Raw genomic sequence first — 18,951 nt, forward strand, 5'->3', positions numbered from 1 at the left:
TCCTTGTTGAATCACATCCCATCCCGTCCATGAATAACTAAGTGTTAGGCGATGGGTACGGATGTTCAACAAAGAGCAATTAATGGACCATGTTAAAATTCATATGTATTTCAATAAATTAACAAAGCCCATTAACATGAATACAGAGTATAACGAGTGAATTCCACCCAAGAAAAAGATTCAAATGGGTGGGAAATGACCCATTTATGAAGAACAGCTTATCTCCATTTTCTTCCCCCATTCTGGTGGCAATTTCGCGTAATCATCAAACTCGGGCTGCTCATCAAATGGGCGCTTTAACAGTTCGGCCAATCGGTGTAATTCGCTAAAGTCCCCTTCTTCCGCTTTATCAATCGCCAACTGAGCCAAGTAGTTACGCAAGATGTATTTGGGATTGGCTTGACGCATCTGTTCGCAACGTTGTTCGGCTGAAATCAGATCCCCTAGTTCATCAACCTCTAGTTCACATCGAGCTAAGTACAGATCAAGCCAAGCTCGCGCAGCTTCTCGGTCAAGAAACAAGTCGATTACGGCTTGAGAAGAATCAGTATCAAGATTTGAAAGCGTTCTAAAGAAGCGAGTGTAATCCGTGTTATTTTGGTGAAGGAGCTCAAACATTGCTTCAAATAAACGTCCATCTTCCGCGATCTTGGTTTTTAAACCCAACTTCTCACGCATTAGGCGGCTGAACTGCTGACTCAACCGGACTTCAAATTGACTCAACGACGCTTCTAAATCTTCTCGCTCAACGAGTGGCGATAGCGCATGCGCGAGTGCTGATAGGTTCCAAAGCGCAATTCTTGGCTGTTGGTCAAATGCATAACGGCCTTGGTAGTCGGAATGATTACAAATATATCCCGGCTCATAATCATCAAGAAAACCAAACGGGCCGTAATCAAACGTTTGACCAAGGATCGACATGTTGTCGGTGTTCATTACCCCATGAGCAAACCCATACGCTTGCCAATAAGCAATCATGTCCGCTGTTTTCTGAACAATTTCACCAAACATTGCAGCGTATGGCTTCTCTGCCGATGCACAATCAGCAAAGTGCCACTCGATCACTTTGTCCGCCAGCAACTTCTGCTCTGCCAATTGATTGGTATAGAAAAAATGCTCGAAATGGCCAAAACGCACGTGGGTCTCCGCCATACGAATCAACATTGCGCCGAATTCTGTTTTCTCGCGATAAACCGGCGTGTCACCGACCATCATGCCAAGAGCACGAGTCGTCGGGATCCCAAGCCCTGCCATGGCTTCACTACATAGATACTCACGAATGGTTGAGCGCAACACCGCCCTGCCGTCCCCCATTCGCGAGTAGGGGGTTAGCCCCGCGCCTTTAAGGTGAAGATCAAACCAAGTGCCATCTTGATGCTCAATTTCCGCCAACAGCAATCCACGTCCATCGCCCAAGTCTGGGTTGTAAACGCCAAACTGATGTCCTGCGTATTTCATCGCCAGAGGGCGAAACGGTTCGAATTCGCTTTGCCCAGAAAAAACCGCCAATAGCTCATCGCTTTGCTCTGCTGGTAAACCAAACTGCTGCGCAAACTCACAATTCCAAGCGACCCAACGAGCGTTATCCAAGGGTTGCGGCTCGACCAAAGTATAGAAAGCTGACGGTAATTGACTAAAGCGATGGGTGAAACTGACCCGTTGCCAAATGGACATGTGGGGTTCCTTAATAAAAAGAAGTACTGCTGTCAGTATACGTGTGAACGTCACTGTCATTCAGCCATGAAATGGGCATGGGTATTTTGCGTGAATAACGCGAAGGCGGTAGGAAGGTATTAACCCGCTGCATACCACCTCACAAACGGAAGTGGTATGTAAAAGCGATCAAATGATTAAGCGGAAAACTCTTCACCCGTTTTTGGTGGCTCTGATGGTGTATCAAAACGAGCGCGTTCAATATCCACGACCGTTTTATAGCTCAACGATAACAAAGCCAACTGGTACGCACCGAAAATACCATAGGCAACACCCACAAGACTCAGCATGAAGAGGTTAGTAAAGTGACTAAAGATAAGCTGACTGAGCAATCCCGCGCCCAATGGAATTAAGCCCATCAAAATGAATACTTGTTTGTTGTATGGTCTGCTTTGGTTCCACGAACGACGCAAGCTGCGCGGCTGATGATCCATTGCGGTCGCTGGCAACACGAACGACCAGCGCGCCATCACCCAATAGCCCGGAATGCTTGCAACCGTTGTGATAAATGCCATGGCGACAAAATCGGGTTCACCACTTTCTGCAATATAGAGAAACGACAACACAAAGATCGGGATACCAATGACGAGCATCATCATCAACCCAAATAATATCCACCAGCCAATGAAACGGAATTCTCTGGCTGACAAGCGAAATACATCCAACGCTGAGTGCATGTAATCGCCAACCAAATAAATTCGGTGTACACGCACAGCCGCCATCGCGGCAACAAGAGGGTATAAAATGATTGTGACGAAATAAAATCCCGCGATGTTTCCTTCTTGAGCGTTCGCTTGATCTTGCCCCGTCATTTCAGGATACATAAACACAAAAATTGAGTGCACGATGATCAATGGAATACAAGCAATGACAATTGCGAGTAGGTTCCTTCTGACCATCACTGCTGCTTCTCGGCATATTGCCGAAACAGAAAAGTCCTCGGTTGACATACAACATCCTTAATTTATAAAAATCTGCCCATAGGGTAACCGCTGAATAGAAAAATCGCTTTAAAAATAATGAGAAACACATCTCATAAGATAATGAGAAGTTTTAGGAAGTAAAACAGGCACAAAAAATAAGCCACTCAATGTGAGTGGCTTATACCGTAATTCGATATCGTTTTAGACGCGGCGTCGCCAGCCCAATGCAACAAGTAACATCAGAGCCCAATAAGAAACACTGCCGCTACCTTCAGAGTTCTTGAATGTCGTTGTTTTCAAGGAAGCGACAACCGTAACGGTCACTTCACCTATTGCGGTAGCACCGTTGCCATCTGAAACCGTATATTGCAGCTTGATGTTATCAACCGCACTATCCGGAGCTTGAAAACGAATTTTACCATTCTCTACACTCGCACTTCCCACGCCCGTTAGGTTCTGTACGCTTTCTACAACCAGTTTATCGCCATTCACATCCGAATCATTGCCAGCAGCATCAATCACAATGCTTTCACCAACGGCAACGGTCGCCGTATCTGCTAACGTGACTGGCGCTGCGTTTTGCATGGTTAAATTGACGGTAGCACTGGAGGTTTCATTACTTGGATCAGTAACAGTTAGACGGAATGTCAGAACCTCACCCGCTTTTATACCTTGAGGCACTGTAAAGCTTGCCGTAGCACTGGTCGAATTTCCGATAGAAACTGAAGTACCAGCCAATTGCTCCCATCGGTAGTTCAACACATCGCCATCCGCATCTGTGCTGTTTGCCGCCGACAATGTTACTTTCTGTCCAGCAGTAATCTTTTGGCTATCCACATCGATGAGCGCTTTTGGTGCTTCGTTACTACCAAGTACTTCGACCTGCACGCTCACAACCGAAGACGAATACACGCCATCCGTAGACAGCAAACGATATTGGAAGCTGTCCAAACCAACAAAGTTAGCTTCAGGTTGGTATTGGTTGCCAGAAATGGTGCCGTGCTCAGGCTTCTGCACAATGTCCACATTGAACTGATACCCTATGGCCATGAAATCATTGTCCATCAAGTTCAGATCGATTGGCGTATTCTTATCGGTTTGCAGTGAATCAGCTTTCGCTTCAACAATGTTGTTCGCCTCCACATTCAAGAGTGCTGCGAACGGAACATAAGAGAACCCGGCTTGCTCTAAACCAAACGTACCTATCTCATTGTAATTACCAGTCCACATTACAGGCAGGGATGATTTTTCAGTTTTTAGTAAGCGGCCAAAGTCAAAGTTCGATTCAAATTCACCGCCTTCTAATTCCACTACTAACAGGTACTGACCCGCACTTAATTGGCTCGGTTGAGGGAATAAAATTCGGGATGGCTTTTGGAAGCTACCTTGCTGTAAAAGTTCAGCATTGTTCTGATCCAATATTAATCGGTAGCCCACGTTACCTGAGAATGGGAATCGCCATACTCGATAAGTCATGTCACTTTGAGCGCTATTGCTTTGCGCGTAAAGTTGAAGACCATCAAGCTTTGTCTCAGCATTCAAATCCAATGATACCGCCAGGGTGTTACTGCCACTTGCGTACACATAACCTTGGTGAAGAGAGTTCAACCATGCCGATTTATTTGGCTCGTTTATATGCTCAAGAGAAAAACTGCCGCCGTTGGTATTGCTGGCAATGTTGGAAATACGAACCCCAGTATCAAACCCGGCGATCGCTCTCAGACTTGGGGTCGATGTATCTGAAATGACATTGCCACCATTAGGATACAAATCGCCGGCATCACTGCTTCCATCATGTTCTAACTCATTCAGACCATCGGCCTGCATGATTTGAACCTGCATCGCGCCAACATCGTTAAAGCGATTCTGGACATTAACCGACGTCGCTAGTATGCCTTCTGCCGCCAATGCTCGGTCGTAACCGCTAAAGGTACGGTTTTCCAAATAAACGCGTGGGCCAAACTCTTTCAAGTACGGGTCGAGATACACCAGTTTGACATCGTCGTTGTTCACGGAAATAGGCATCGGGCTTTCATGAGTGATCGTTGGTACTACGAAACCAGCGGCGTGTTTACTCCAGGCGCTCATGTTCACTGGCGTGTCTCCTGCGTATGAGTCTCCCGGTTTCTGTGCCCATGAACCACCACCCATCACGCCCCAAGAACCGATCGAAGCATCACTGTTCCTTGCGTACAAATCCGGCAAGCCAAGCATTAAGTGGCCAAGCTCATGTACGATCACGCCTAACGTCGCTTGATGATCAACTTGGTAGTCAGCAAACACACAATAATCGGCAATTTTTTTGCCATCTAGTGTCACATCGTCGTGAGAGAATTTATGAGGCCAAATAGAAGGACGATCAAGGAATCCGGTTGAACGGTCGCCACCAGCAAAAATAAACATCACTGACAACTCTGCCGGTTCTACGGTACCATTTTGATTGCTGTCGTAAGCCGAAAGATTAAAGTACGGATCCAGTTTTTGATACGCTTCGGTGAAGACCGCATTCAACTTGGCAGTACAAGTCTTGTCAGTTGAGCTAGAGTGGCAATTTGGGTGGCTTTGCGCCACGGTCACATTGATCACACCATCATTCGCGGTACCATAACTCTCAATCGCAGGGACAACTTTGAATTTCCCTTGAGAGTTTTTATCAAAATAATCGACAACGCTTTGGCCATCGGTATTAAACACACGTTGTTCGAAGTCATGCACCATTGCTTGGTCATCAAAGGAGACTTGCACAACCAACAGTGGTTGTTGCTTCACCGATGAGTTACTCATCGCCTGATAACCTTGCGCCGAACGCAATAGATTTTGGCGCGCCATCGGTTCAATGGTTTTTAGAGAAGATAACTGCGGCTTAACTTGTAGATCCGGGCGAAACTTCGCCGATTCAGGCGCATCACTCGATTGAGTTTTAGCAACACCCGTCGAGCGCAACGTTGGGATGTCTGACTCGCGCTGAATCTGTGCAAACAACCAAATGCCATCTTCATGAACCAAGGCATTACCTTGTTTATCTTCAAACCAGTGGAAATCGGCAGTGCCGCGTAAAATTGCCTCACTAGAGGTACCATCGCTCAACGCAATAGTATGCCAAACTGGTGATGGCGGAGTAGTTGCCATGCTCTTACCTGCAAGAAGCGCAGTTAGCATAGTCAAGGCGAGTGTGTTGAACTTCAAAGTACGGCTCCATCTTTTCGATTCGTTTAATTCCAAGCACAGCCAGTACACAGTAACCCATAAACATAGAATGAGGTTAAGTGGCTAACGACTAAGGCTGGTATCAATTCGCTCAGATAACACAATATTATTTAGCATCACGTTACAAAAGCGTCGGATGCCCAAATACTTTTGTAAGTGTGGCTTCCGAGGGTATAAATTGAGTGAATGAATAGTATCGAAACAAAAGGAAGAAGAAATAAACTTCTGCGACTTTGTAGATAAAATTGGGCAACGTCCCACATATTTTATAAATGTACGAGCACTGCTATTAATCAGTGCTCGTTATGGTCGGTGGGGTGCAGATAAACACTACTTTACCCTGTAAGAACGGCGTCTTCTGGGTATTTGATTAAGGTAGGTTCAGGGCGAGCCAACATGTAGGCAAGCGTGAGTGGCCCGATACGACCAATGATCATCACCACGATCATAATGTACTTGCCAGGTTCAGAAAGCTCTGCCGTCAAACCAGCGGTAAGTCCTACCGTCGCAAATGCGGAAATGGTTTCAAACATGACCTTATCAAAGCTTGCCTTCTCTGTGAGCATCAATAAAAACATCGCGCTTGTCAGAATGGCGCCGCTCACAACGATAATGGCGAGTGACTTAGTCACGGTTTGCCAGTTTACGGTTCGTTTAAACATAACCACGTGTTTCTTTTGGCGCAAAAAGGTCCACGTAGCCATGAACGCAACGGCAAATGTGGAAACCTTAATACCGCCCCCCGTTGAGGTGGACCCAGCACCAATCAACATCAAAACAATCATGATCAATAAAGCTGGCTGGGTAAACTGCGCCAAGTCGACACTGTTGAATCCGGCCGTTCGAGCACTAGCGGATTGGAAGAATGCCGCCAACCATTGACCCACCACAGGTAACGATTCCATTGTATTTGGATTACTCCGCTCGAGTAACCAAAACATCACCGTCCCAACAAAGAGCAATATCGGTGTCGCGATAAGCATGATTTTGGTATGAAGATGCAAAAAGTGGAAACCTTTACGCCAGTTCAGCCAGATGTCTCCGACAACAGTAAAACCAAGCCCACCAAAAATGAATAACCCGGCCAGGGTAAAGATGACCAGCGGGTCATTCACAAAGCTCGTCATGCTGTCCGAAAACAGAGCAAACCCTGCGTTGTTAAACGCAGAAATTGCATGAAATAACGCGTAAAACATGCCGGTTTGCCAGCCCATTTCAGGAACCCAACGAACGGAAAGGAAAATAAACCCAATAGATTCCGCGACAAGCGCAAAAATCACAATCCGCTTCACCAGTCGGTTTAAGTTGACCTGTCGATCTTGCCCTAGCGCTTCTTTCGCTAACGCTTGCTGGCGTAAGCTTAAACGCACACCAAACATATAGAGTAAAACCGCCGACAACGTCATCTGCCCCAATCCACCGATTTGCATTAAAAACATCAGCAAGATCTTCCCGGCTAACGTAAAGTGCTGCCCGGTATCGACAACCCCAAGCCCTGTCACACTGATGGCGGATGTTGCGGTAAACAAAGCGTCCGTTATCGAAAGGCCTGTAACAGAAAAAACTGGCAAGGTTAACAGCACGGCAGAAGGCAGCAACACACCGAGAAAACTCAGCAATATAATCCGCGGCTCGTTACCCTTGGCTTTTTCTCGTTTACCATCTGGCGCGTAAAAAACGCCTTTTTGATGAAACTGCGTCATAGTGATTTTAATTTATTTGCCAGCGCATCTTGCGGGCCAACCACAATAATGAGATCGCCAATTTCTAGCTTGGTATTAAGGTCTGGCGCCTTGGTAATTTCTGGCCCCCGTTTAAACCCGAGTACTTGCACACCGTCGACTTTGCACAGTGCGAGGTCACTTAATGTCTTACCCATCCAACGAGATCCAATCACAAACTCCGTCATGGCTAAGCCACTACCTAAAGGGTGGAACTCAAGAACCCGTTTATCGAGCATTTTACGCGCGACACGTATCCCCATGTCACGTTCAGGCATGATAATGTGGTCCGCACCAATCTTTTGAAGAACACGCGCTTGAAATCGATCGTTGGCTTTAACCCATACTGACTTCACTCCCGCTTCTTTGGCGATCAGTGTGGCGAGAATACTGGCGTTAACGTCCGCTCCGATAGCAATCATCACCATGTCGTAATCATCAAGCTTAAGCTCAGCAACCGTCTCTTCGTGAGTACAATTAGCCACAATTGCCTGACTAACAAAACTGGCAGCTTCTTTAACTCTGTCTTCGTTGATATCAACCGCTAAAACTTGAGCTCCTGAATCTTGTAGCTCTTTACACACTGCCAAACCAAATCGGCCAAGACCAATAACGGCGAATTGCTTATCACCTGTTTTCATTTATGCCTCATCTTATGCATTCACTAGCAAGCAAAAAAAGTCTGCGCCCATTCCTAACCTTGTGCAAACCTGAGGACAGAGAATTGACAAAAGCTTTACGAAAGCTGACTCACTTTGAGTGTTAAGCGTATGACATAAATTAACTTTTTTCCTCATTACGGCATAAAAGCCAACACTGTCAACCCATGAGTGAATCTCCATAAAACGCAAAAAGCCGCAACAATGCGGCTTTTGGATCGTAGAGATAAAACAGGCTATTTTGATTCGCGCTTATCGTGCGGTTTACGCTTGTTCTTAGGTACGTAATTTAAAATAGAAATCGGCACTGGCTTTCTTGGTGCAAAGCCGTCAATTTCCACTCGCTCTAGCAAGTGCCCTAAACGGCTCTCGATCATACAAAGGTTTTTAAAGTCATCTTTTGAGACTAATGAGATCGCTTCACCTTGTGCGCCAGCACGACCAGTACGACCAATACGGTGTACATATTCATCTGCTGGATACGGTAAGTCGTAGTTAATAACAACGGGCAAGTTATCGATATCAATACCGCGCGCTGCAACACCAGTTGCGACTAGGTACTGGATTTCACCGGCTTTGAACTTTTCTATTAATTCTTGGCGAACACGCTGATTACGGCCGCTGTGAAACGCTTCAGCCACAATGCCGCGCTTTTCAAGTTGGCTAACAAGCTTGGCAGCACCGTGTTTGGTTTCAATAAATACCAGTACTTGTGACCAGTCGTTTTCTTTGAGCATGTGACTTAACAGCGACGACTTCATGTCCTTATCGACGGTGGTGATCCACTGCTTGATGTTCGACTTAGATGCACTGTGTTTTGCAATCGTGATCTCTTCAGGATCAATAATCGCGTTTTTCGCCAAATCACGAACAGGATTAGATAGCGTTGCCGAGAACAGCAGACTTTGAACATGTTCTGGCATGCAATCAACGATCTTATCGATCGCATCGATGAATCCCATGTCCAACATTTTGTCCGCTTCATCAAGCACTAGCATTTCCACTTCATCAAAGTGAATGGCGCGTTGACCGTACAGGTCAATCAAACGTCCCGGCGTACTTACCACAATATCGACACCCTCGATCAAGGCTTGTTTTTGTGGCGCATAATCCACACCACCAAACATCGCCATTGAGCGCAGCGGTAAGTTTTTACCATAAGCTTCAATGCTTTGATGAACCTGAAGCGCAAGTTCGCGTGTGGGCGTAAGAATAATAGCGCGAGCGCGTTTTTTACGTTGCGTTTCGCCTTGACTAAGCTTTTCTAAGATTGGTAAAACAAAACTGGCCGTTTTACCTGTCCCCGTTTGTGCTGCAGCAATTAAGTTGCTACCACGCAGTACGATTGGAATGGCTTTTTGTTGGATAGAGGTCGGTTTTTCATAACCTAGCGCTTTTACTGCATCAGTAATCGATGCGCTTAAACCAAGCTTAGAAAATGGCATAGAAACGTCTCAACAGAGGAAATGGGCGCGTAGTGTATCAGAATCCCAGTGAAGTAACAGAAGGATTCATGCGCGTAGAGCCCGATAATAGAGCGCTGCATGATTTACTCGCAACATCACATTTCTTGCGCGTGAATCTAGTTATGCTGCTAACGTGTACATTACTGGGAAACGTTATGGACGTATTACTGCTGGTTGGATTAATCGCACTCAATGGCGCGTTTGCTATGTCAGAGATCGCTCTAGTCGCAGCCAAAAGCGGAAGGCTAAAATTAATTGCAGAACACAACGCCTCTGCCGCTTTAGCGCTCGAACTTAAAAACAATCCGACTCAGTTTCTTTCCACGATCCAAATAGGCATTACCGTCATCGGGCTATTAAGTGGTATTTTTGGTGAAGCAACGCTTTCAGTACCATTCGAAAATTGGTTAGTAACCCAAGGGCTAGAAAGAGAGATAGCCACGGTACTTTCAACGATGAGCGTCGTGCTCATGATCACCTACTTCGCGATTGTGGTGGGAGAACTCGTTCCCAAGCGCTTTGCACAAAACAACGCAGAAACCATCGCTATTATCGTAGCTTATCCGATCCACTGGCTCGCCAAGCTCACCACTCCTTTTGTCTTCTTATTGACGTTTTCAACCGATACTTTTCTCCGATTATTGCGCCAAAACGACAGCAACGGTGAGATTGTTACCGAGGAGGATATTTTTGCTATTGTTAGCGAAGGCTCTGAGTCCGGTGCGATTGAGCCACAAGAGCAATTGATGATTCGCAACTTACTCCACCTTAACGATCGTTTAGCATTATCGTTAATGACACCACGGTGCGATATCCATTACCTAGATGCCAACCAACCTATTGATGTCATCCTTACTGACCTTCGCCAAACCCAACACTCCGTATGGCCAGTCTGTAAGGGTAGTTTGGACAATATTATTGGTACCATTTCATCCAAAGTCCTGCTCGATGAATATGACGAATTGTCTATCAGTAAACTGGCTAAACAGCTCAAGCGCCCACGTTTTGTACCCGAGTCCATGAAAGGGTTACCTCTCCTTAACTACATGCAACAAACCAGTGCGGAAATGGTCTTTATTGTCGATGAGTATGGTGATGTACAAGGCCTAGTAACCCTATACGACTTGTTAAAGTCGATTGCTGGAGAACTGGGCATGGCACCACAGCAAGTGTGGGCCAAGCAACAAAAAGATGGCAGCTGGTTGATGGACGCGTTGATCCCGCTCAATGAGCTCAAGAATAAACTCGAACTGAGCAGCATAGAAGGCGAAGAGCGAGAAGGCTTTCAAACATTAAATGGGCTTTTGACATGGCTTTATGGTCGAGTCCCAAATGTTGGGGAGCACATTCACTACCAAGGTTGGCGATTTGACATACTCCTCGTTAAAAAACATCGCATTATGCAAGTCAGAGTCACCAAAGACACCGATACACCAACCAACAATAGCGAAGTGGAATAAAGCACGGCCCTATCCCATCAAATTGGGCTGTAAACCTTTCTCTAGTTTTTTCCGTACTTTATAGGAAACATCATTAAGCGTGATTTTTCCTGTATTGTGACGATCGATACCCGCATTTTGTCGGTATGCAATCGAGCCTTGCTTGAACAAAACGAAAGAAGACGGTTTGCCAATCGCAGCAGGATAGAGAATTGCCATATACGCATCTTCCAGGCTATTGATTTTATGGCGATATGGCCAGTAATAGGCTTTTACATAGTCAAGTTGCTCGACCGCGCTCATCCTCGCAAGAGTTTTCGTACTCACTCCTAATGACTCAGCGGTAGAGGGCATAAATTGAATTAACCCTGTCGCCCCACTTCCTGAACCATTTTTGATGCTTGGACTGAAGGTTTCAGCGGTTTCAAATGCCATGCAGGCCATCAGATGATTAGGGTTGATCTCCAGCTCTTCACTAATACGAATGACTTTGCATTTGAACTCTGGAGAAACTTTGCCTCCCCACGCCACCGCGTTCTCGGGATCAACAACCGAAGAGACAGTTGGCGCGTCGTGTTCTTTGACAATTCGAGAAAGTAAAGGAAGTGTTTGGCGCAGTCGATTGTTCGAACTCACCAAGCGAATTGATTTGGCAAGAAACTTATCTTTTTTTTGGTGCAGTTTTTGGAACTTTACTAATTTATACAGTTGCTTATAAACCGTTTTCACAACGAAGCCGGATTTAGGGAACACTCCCAAAATGTAATCCATTTCCTATACGTTTAATATAAATATCAGCAACAATGAGTATGTATGTGATCATAGTCACTATAAATTTTCTCAAATTCGATACACCTCGAAACAAGTGGTCAAGATGTCTCCAGTAAGCTCGAAGTACAAATAAAAAGGTATTGTCGAGAATAAAAAAGGTCTTACCAATTTCTCGGTAAGACCTAGGTTTACGCATCCTCAGCTAAGAGAATTTATACTCTACAGTTCCGCTTCTCGAACCAGCTCAGCAAGCGTCGACAAACGTTGTTCGCTTTGTTTTACGTAAGGGTTGTTTGTATCCCAAGCGTACCCAGCCAAAATCGCACTAATCATCTGCTTAATACGTGGATTCGGGTTTTGGTAGAAAATCACATCTTGCAATGTGCCGTTGTACCACCCCTCCACATAAGTACGGAATGTGTTCACCCCCACCATCAAGCGTTCCGAATACTCTTCTTGCCAGTCAACCACTTCACCATTTAATTGACGAGCTACGCAATCGGCCGCAAATTCCGCCGATTTCATGGCGATAGTGACACCCGATGAAAACACAGGATCAAGAAACTCGCCGGCATTGCCAAGCAGTGCGTAGTTTTCTGTCGCTAAACGTTTGACGTTAGCAGAATAGCCACCCAACTCGCCTGCGGGATTTGGGTAATTCGCATTTCGCAACAAAGAAGCCAACCCCGGCTCTTCATTCGCCAACTGCTGCAAAGCTGCAAGCTTATCCTCTGGGTATCGCTCAAAAAACTCAGGCTCACCCACCACACCAAACGAACATGTACCATTCGAGAATGGAATTAGCCAGTACCACACATCGTGATTTTCAGGATGCACGGAAATCAGAATTTTATTACGATCGTACTCTGGCTCTTGTGGAGAGATACGATCTTCAATGTGAGTAAATATCGCTTTTCTTGGAGGAAGACAAGAAGGCTCTTCAAGATCCAACAAGCGTGGCAAAACACGGCCAAAACCACTCGCATCCAAAACAAAATCAGCTTCGATTTGATAGGTCTGTTTATCCGGCCCAACAACTTCTAAGCGCGATTTTTTGCCTTCAAACGCCAAGCTAACTAGCTCATGTTGATAACGAATATCGACGCCCTGCTCTGCGGCACTGTCGGCGAGCACTTTATCAAAACTGGCACGTTGCACCTGAAACGTCGTACCCGGCCCTGGGGTATATTTGTCCGTAAAATCGAACTGGGTGTAAACACCATTGCGACGAAATGCAGCGCCATCTTTATATTGGAAGCCAAACTGCTTTACCGCATTGGTCATTCCGGCTTGCTCGACAACTTCCATACATGCAGGAAGCAGGCTTTCTCCGATAGAGAAACGTGGAAAGGTGGCTTTTTCTATGACAACGACATCTATGCCACGCGATTTTAATAACGCAGAAACGGTGGAGCCAGATGGGCCCGCTCCTACGACGACAACTTGCTTGAGCTCTGTTTTCATTCTGAATTTAGTTTGCTTGTAATTTTAATAAGGTGTGACCAAGGCCAATGTTGTCGGTTCTTTCGACGACAGATAAACCTGCCGCTTCGACAATTTCTAAGAAATCATCACTGCGATAAAAACGACTATTGCCGTTGGCTAAACAGGTAAAGTAGAGAGAGGTTGCATTAAGACTATAGGAAGCACCCGCGTATTTTTGGGCATCCCAAAATAGCTCCAATACGTAAATAGTATCTCCCTTCGTTAACTGGGCTTTGACTTTTTTAAGGATATTTAGGATCTCAATTGGTGAAAAGCAATCCAAGAACTGGCTCATCCACCATACGTCAGCATGCTCAGGCAATGTTTGTGCTTTATCAAGCATGTTGGCAGGGTATGGACGTACACGCTCGGCGAACTGGTTCTCTGAGACATTTGACATCGCCACTTCTAATTGCTGCGGCAAATCGACAATAGTAACTTCAACATCAGGATCATGCTTACAACACTGAATAGCCCATTTCCCGGTATTTCCGCCAATATCCACTAGGTGCTTTGGCTTGCTTGCAAACACTTCTTTAAGCAGTAATGGAAACGAGCGATCCGAATAGAAGTGATCGAACTTAAACCAACTCTGTTTGGCTTGGTCTGGCAGCGTCGACAGACCTTGATAAATCGTCTCCCAATTGCCCAACTCTTTCAAACCTGAAGGCTTACCTTCTTGAATCGCTTCCGTCAGATGCATCATCGCGGCGTAACAGACATCAGCCGTAAAATCCATGTTTGCGTTCGTCATACCATCGTGAAGAAGGTAAAAACCAAGGTTCGCAAGCGAATAGTTAGGTCTTTCCCATAAAACAATATGTGCGCTAATCGCCATATCCAACAATACTTTGACACCATATTCTGACACGCCCGTTTTCTCGGCAATGTCCGTGGCACTCATGCCTTGTGAACCGGCGCTGTCTAGCGCGGCTAAAATACCTAAATCTCGGAGCGTTCTGGCGGTCTGGAACACGATTGGTGCAAAAGATAACTTCTGAGCTTCTGTTTTTGCTTCAAAAGCATTAAAAGGGTCATTATTTTGATTTAACACGGAAAAACCTAACTGCAATTAATATTTTTATTGTTTAGACTGAGAGCCTAACAATGCAATAGCTCGTTGAATATCAACATTCAAGTTGTTTATCCAACGATTGTAATTGCGATGGATTTTGCCATCACTGGCTTTTAGATTTACTGAGTTGAGATAAATAATTGAGTAATATTTGTTGTTATATGGAATTTTTACTTCTGCAAAGTGTTTACGAACGTGAATTTTTGCAATAAGAACGCCTGGGCTTACTTCTTCAATCGTCCAACCTCGGTTGGTTGCCGATTGCACAATGGCCATTTTTACTTGTTTATTTTGAAGATCATAAGCAACTGGAGTATCCTCCACATTCATTACAGGTTGTACTCGTCCACAACCGACAAGAAGCAAAGTTAATAATAACGAGACATACAGCTTAAAACGCGACATGATAATTTCCTTTTTTATTATGACTTTGGGTAAAACCCAATTTGTATCGAGCTGTAAAATAAACAATTTAACCCAATATGCCAAACTCGAAGATCAACATTTCGTTCAATATTGATGCGTGGACTGCGAATTCATTCGGTTTATCCGAATCCAATGAATGGAAACAATGGGCAACAGAGATAAAATGGCCAGAAGATGGCAAAATCAATGTTGCGGATATTCCTGCGATGATGCGCAGAAGAATGAGTCCACTTAGCAAACTGGCAGTGCAAACGGCAATCGAATTACTTAATCAACATCAGGTTGATTACCTCGTATTTTCGAGTCGTCATGGCGAATTGCATCGCAGTGTTGCGTTAGTTGAAGATATTATTAACGGTGAAGAAGCGTCTCCGATGGCTTTTTCTCAGTCAGTGCATAATACCGCCGCAGGGCTTGCCACTATTGCAACCAAACAGCCCATCCCTCTCACTTCTATCGCTGCGGCAGAAAACACATTCCAAAGTGCAATATTAGAAGCATGGCTGTTTTTGTCCGACAATCCTGATAAAAAAGTGCTGCTTGTTGACTTTGATGAGCCTATGCCTGACTCTTATTTAGAATATGAAAACCAACAATACCAAGGGTTTGGACTCGGTTTGATACTTTCTCATGGAGATGGCTTCACGGTGCAAAGCGGCATCAGTGCAAAATGCTCAAACCACCCGTTGCCACAAGGCTTAGCGTTTTTGCAACACTACCTGTCAGATGAAAATCAGTGGACTATTCACGCTCCGAAACAAATTTGGGAATGGAACAAGCAATGAGTCGCTTAAATCAGTATTGGCGCGTGCTAGCAACCGGCTTTTGTTTTTCAGTATTTGGGTTAGGTGGTTTAGCACTAAGCTTCATTGTTATTCCGACCATTCGTATTTTCGTTTCGGATCAAACCGAACGTGAATATAAAGTTCAAGGTGCCATTCGATATTCATTCAACACCTTTTGTAAATTGATGAAGTTAAGTGGAGCAATCGATTACGAAATTATTGGTGCCGATATTCTTCAACAAGATCGTAATTGTTTAATTGTTGCCAACCATCCTAGTTTAATCGATTACGTTCTCATTGCTTCACAATTAAATCGCTGCGACTGTTTAGTAAAATCGGCAATATGGTCGAATCCTTTTATGAAGCACATCGTAAAAGCAGCCGGATATATTCCCAATGAAGCGCCGGATGATTTATTAGCACTTTGTGATGAACGATTTAACAAAGGCAACGTGTTGCTTATATTTCCTGAAGGGACAAGAACAACACCTGGTGTAGAACCAAAATTACAACGCGGCGCAGCACAAATTGCGGTAAGAACAGAACGAGATTTAAGGGTTGTCCATATTACGGTAACGCCAAGTTTCCTCACAAAAGAGAAAAAATGGTATCAAGTACCGGCAACAAAGCCTTTTTTCAGGGTTGAAGTTAAGGATAAAGTTGAGATTGACCCTTTTATAAAGCAAACTACGTCGCCGACAATAGCGGCGCGACGCTTACAACAGCACCTAGCTGAAAACATTTTTCCAGAAAACTTTTATTAATAAGCAGGTCCCAGTGGAACAGTTACACAACGACATTAAGCAACTTATTATTGATGCTTTAAACCTTGAAGATTTAACCGTAGATGATATTGAAACGGATGCACCACTTTTTGGTGATGGACTTGGCTTAGATTCTATCGATGCACTTGAGCTTGGACTCGCAATTAAAAAACAATACAACATCGTTATTGATGCCGACGACTCAAACACGCGCGAACACTTTGCTTCTGTAGCAAACCTAGCGAAATACGTTTCTTCTCAAACTAATGAATAAGTTGTAGGTATATTCATGACTGATGTAAATAAAGATCAAGTATTTGAACAAGTTAAAGATGCGCTTGTTGAGCTGTTCGAAATTGACGCAGCCGACATTCAGTCAGATGCGCACTTATACCAAGATCTCGACCTTGATAGCATTGACGCCGTTGATTTGGTCGTACACCTACAGAATGTCACTGGCAAAAAAATCAAGCCAGCAGAGTTTAGTGCTGTAAGAACCGTTGACGATGTGGTTAACGCCGTCACTGAGTTATTGAAGGAAAGTTAATGCGCCAATTGCTGACTGGTCTGTCTGCAATTGTACTGTTTGCCTACCCCTTCGCCGTCTATTTCGGTATAGATAAATTTGGCTTGAACTTAGTCGGGGGCTTGTTAATTGCTGCGTTACTTTTGCGTGTTTTCGTCGCAAATAAGACCCCACTAAAAGAGTTTAAATTCTTGGCGCTCGTCACGGGCGCTGTTGGCATTGTTCTAATTACGGTTGGCATGGTGTTTAAACAACACGGGTGGCTTCAGTTTTACCCTGTCGTTGTCAATGTATGTATGCTGTGTGTCTTTGGGCTGAGCTTAAAACAGCCGCAATCGATCATAGAGAGGCTTGCTCGCTTGCAAGAGCCTGACCTTCCAGCTAGTGGCGTGGCTTACACTCGCAAAGTGACGATGGTTTGGTGCGTTTTTTTTACGCTCAATGCTGCCGTTGCGCTCTATACCTGTTTCCTACCAGTAAAAATATGGACGCTTTATAACGGCCTCATCAGCTACTTACTTGCTGGTGGCTTGTTCGCTGGAGAATGGATCGTGCGTCAATTTGTTCGAAAGGAACACTAATCGTATGAATACAACGTATTCGAGCTTTACCTCCCTAGCGACCTTGTTCGTCGCAGAGAGGTCTGAGCAATCCCCTGTCTCTTACGATCGCGACACAGTTATCAATTGGGGTGATTTCCAGCAGCACGTCGCAACACTTGCTCAGCAGTTAGAAAACCAGCCAATGCAAAACATTGCGCTGTGTTTTGGCAACAGCTACCTGTTTGCCGTTGGCTTTTTTGCTTGTTGCCACGCAGGAAAATCCATTGTATTGCCTGGTAATTACCAACCAGAAGCACTCAAAGAGCTCAGCGAGCACTACGATTTATTGCTGCATGATGCCGATGTCTCTGTTCCAGAGCAGGTGAGTTCGCTTTTAATCGAAGCTAGTTCATTGTTAGAAACCACATTGACTAACAAACAACAAGTTGACCAACCTTATGTTTGGCGTAAATTGAATCTGGCACAAATACCAGTGACGCTATTCACTTCTGGTTCAAGCGGCAAACCAAAAGCCATTGCAAAAACGCTGAAACAGCTCGATATCGAAGTGTCTATTCTAGACAACCTATGGGGCGACACGGTTGCCAACACACGCGTTGAAAGCACCGTCTCTCATCAACACATTTACGGCTTGCTGTTCCGCGTATTGTGGCCTTTGTGCTCTGCACGTCCATTTTCAGCACACAACCTTGAGTTCCCAGAGCAAATTGTCCATCACGCTGATGCTGACACCACGCTAGTAAGCAGCCCTGCGTTACTAAAACGACTCAGTGAAGAGCATAATCCGGTTGCAATTCGGTGCGTATTCTCTTCTGGAGGCCCCTTGCCAAACCAAGCCGCGCAGCACAGCCAGCAGTTGTTTGGGTCACTTCCTATTGAAGTTTTTGGCAGCACAGAAACCGGCGGCATCGCTTACCGTCAGCAGCACGTAGCCAGCACTCCATGGACGTTATTCCCAGGTGTTGAAGCAAAGCTTAACCATGAAAATTGTTTAAAGCTCCGCTCGCCACACATTGATGAAAACACTTGGTACCAAACTGCGGATGAATGCTATTTCCATGATAGTATTTCTTTTGAATTGCGTGGACGCACTGACCGAATCGTCAAAGTCGAAGAAAAGCGTATTTCCCTTGTCGAAGTGGAAAAACGTTTAGAGCAACTGCCGTGGGTTCAAGAAAGCGTGGTGATCCCAATGGAAGAATCAGGTCGCCTCACGTTAGTCTCGATCATCGTACTTAACGATAAAGGCAGCGATGTGCTTGATGAACTTGGTAAAGGCAAGTTTTGGCTTGAGCTTCGCAAGGCACTGCGCAATTGGCTAGAACCGATCGCTATCCCGAGAAAATTCCGAGTGGTCGACGAAATTCCATTGAACAGCCAAGGCAAACGCCAAGTTGCTGAAATTGAAAAACTATTCCAATAAAGCTA

General features: G+C 45.0%; 17 protein-coding genes. 7 read left to right on the forward strand and 10 right to left on the reverse strand.

Features of this window, described 5'->3' with window-relative positions:
- Positions 1 to 204: 204 nt before the first annotated feature.
- The 6 genes from L3V27_RS11890 to L3V27_RS11915 form a co-directional block, all read right to left on the reverse strand.
- A complete protein-coding gene (locus L3V27_RS11890; RefSeq protein ID WP_237311908.1) occupies positions 205 to 1,674 on the reverse strand; it encodes a protein adenylyltransferase SelO in 1,470 nt (489 codons plus the stop codon).
- Between the two features lie 176 nt (positions 1,675 to 1,850).
- Positions 1,851 to 2,663, reverse strand: coding sequence for a hypothetical protein (locus tag L3V27_RS11895; protein WP_005390499.1), 813 nt, complete (start codon positions 2,661 to 2,663; stop codon positions 1,851 to 1,853).
- A gap of 174 nt (positions 2,664 to 2,837) precedes the next feature.
- Entirely contained in the window at positions 2,838 to 5,822 is a 2,985-nt protein-coding gene (locus L3V27_RS11900; protein ID WP_237311909.1) for a M6 family metalloprotease domain-containing protein, read from the reverse strand.
- A 356-nt stretch (positions 5,823 to 6,178) separates the two neighbouring features.
- The gene (locus L3V27_RS11905) at positions 6,179 to 7,546 is read right to left on the reverse strand and encodes a TrkH family potassium uptake protein (protein ID WP_237311910.1); all 1,368 of its coding nucleotides are present in this window, start codon (positions 7,544 to 7,546) and stop codon (positions 6,179 to 6,181) included.
- On the reverse strand, positions 7,543 to 8,205 hold the full coding sequence (locus L3V27_RS11910; RefSeq protein WP_006742864.1) for a TrkA family potassium uptake protein: 663 nt from the start codon (positions 8,203 to 8,205) through the stop codon (positions 7,543 to 7,545). The genes L3V27_RS11905 and L3V27_RS11910 overlap by 4 nt, the downstream gene beginning before the upstream one ends.
- 254 nt (positions 8,206 to 8,459) lie before the next feature.
- Positions 8,460 to 9,668, reverse strand: coding sequence for a DEAD/DEAH box helicase (locus tag L3V27_RS11915; protein WP_046874220.1), 1,209 nt, complete (start codon positions 9,666 to 9,668; stop codon positions 8,460 to 8,462).
- A 176-nt stretch (positions 9,669 to 9,844) separates the two neighbouring features.
- Here L3V27_RS11915 and L3V27_RS11920 point away from each other — a divergent pair, with 176 nt between their 5' ends.
- Positions 9,845 to 11,149, forward strand: a complete 1,305-nt coding sequence (locus L3V27_RS11920; RefSeq protein ID WP_012842026.1) for a hemolysin family protein — start codon at positions 9,845 to 9,847, stop codon at positions 11,147 to 11,149.
- A gap of 9 nt (positions 11,150 to 11,158) precedes the next feature.
- Here the strand turns inward: L3V27_RS11920 and L3V27_RS11925 are convergent, their stop codons facing one another.
- The 4 genes from L3V27_RS11925 to L3V27_RS11940 form a co-directional block, all read right to left on the reverse strand.
- Positions 11,159 to 11,899, reverse strand: a complete 741-nt coding sequence (locus L3V27_RS11925) for a transglycosylase SLT domain-containing protein (RefSeq protein WP_237311912.1) — start codon at positions 11,897 to 11,899, stop codon at positions 11,159 to 11,161.
- Between the two features lie 219 nt (positions 11,900 to 12,118).
- Positions 12,119 to 13,363 (reverse strand): NAD(P)/FAD-dependent oxidoreductase, encoded by a 1,245-nt coding sequence (locus L3V27_RS11930; RefSeq protein ID WP_237311913.1) that lies wholly within the window; start codon positions 13,361 to 13,363, stop codon positions 12,119 to 12,121.
- 7 nt (positions 13,364 to 13,370) lie between these two features.
- Complete coding sequence (locus tag L3V27_RS11935; protein ID WP_047009493.1) at positions 13,371 to 14,438, reverse strand: methyltransferase; 1,068 nt, start codon at positions 14,436 to 14,438, stop codon at positions 13,371 to 13,373.
- Between the two features lie 27 nt (positions 14,439 to 14,465).
- Positions 14,466 to 14,864 carry a hypothetical protein gene (locus tag L3V27_RS11940; protein ID WP_005390458.1) on the reverse strand — a complete coding sequence of 133 codons (399 nt, stop codon included), beginning with the start codon at positions 14,862 to 14,864 and terminating at the stop codon, positions 14,466 to 14,468.
- Between the two features lie 77 nt (positions 14,865 to 14,941).
- Here L3V27_RS11940 and L3V27_RS11945 point away from each other — a divergent pair, with 77 nt between their 5' ends.
- From L3V27_RS11945 to L3V27_RS11970, 6 genes are read left to right on the forward strand one after another with little or no spacing between them, the layout of a single operon-like run.
- Entirely contained in the window at positions 14,942 to 15,670 is a 729-nt protein-coding gene (locus L3V27_RS11945; protein WP_053807119.1) for a beta-ketoacyl synthase chain length factor, read from the forward strand.
- The gene (locus L3V27_RS11950) at positions 15,667 to 16,434 is read left to right on the forward strand and encodes a lysophospholipid acyltransferase family protein (RefSeq protein ID WP_006742871.1); all 768 of its coding nucleotides are present in this window, start codon (positions 15,667 to 15,669) and stop codon (positions 16,432 to 16,434) included. Before L3V27_RS11945 ends, L3V27_RS11950 begins: the two co-directional genes overlap by 4 nt.
- Positions 16,435 to 16,447: 13 nt before the next feature.
- On the forward strand, positions 16,448 to 16,708 hold the full coding sequence (locus L3V27_RS11955; RefSeq protein WP_005382278.1) for a phosphopantetheine-binding protein: 261 nt from the start codon (positions 16,448 to 16,450) through the stop codon (positions 16,706 to 16,708).
- A 15-nt stretch (positions 16,709 to 16,723) separates the two neighbouring features.
- Entirely contained in the window at positions 16,724 to 16,981 is a 258-nt protein-coding gene (locus tag L3V27_RS11960; RefSeq protein ID WP_005382279.1) for an acyl carrier protein, read from the forward strand.
- Positions 16,981 to 17,541, forward strand: a complete 561-nt coding sequence (locus tag L3V27_RS11965; protein WP_164666903.1) for a hypothetical protein — start codon at positions 16,981 to 16,983, stop codon at positions 17,539 to 17,541. Before L3V27_RS11960 ends, L3V27_RS11965 begins: the two co-directional genes overlap by 1 nt.
- 4 nt (positions 17,542 to 17,545) lie before the next feature.
- Positions 17,546 to 18,946, forward strand: coding sequence for an AMP-binding protein (locus L3V27_RS11970; RefSeq protein ID WP_237311914.1), 1,401 nt, complete (start codon positions 17,546 to 17,548; stop codon positions 18,944 to 18,946).
- The last annotated feature ends 5 nt before the right edge of the window (positions 18,947 to 18,951 follow it).

It is taken from the genome of Vibrio sp. J2-3(2022), assembly GCF_021725735.1.
GTDB classification, from domain to species: domain Bacteria; phylum Pseudomonadota; class Gammaproteobacteria; order Enterobacterales; family Vibrionaceae; genus Vibrio; species Vibrio diabolicus.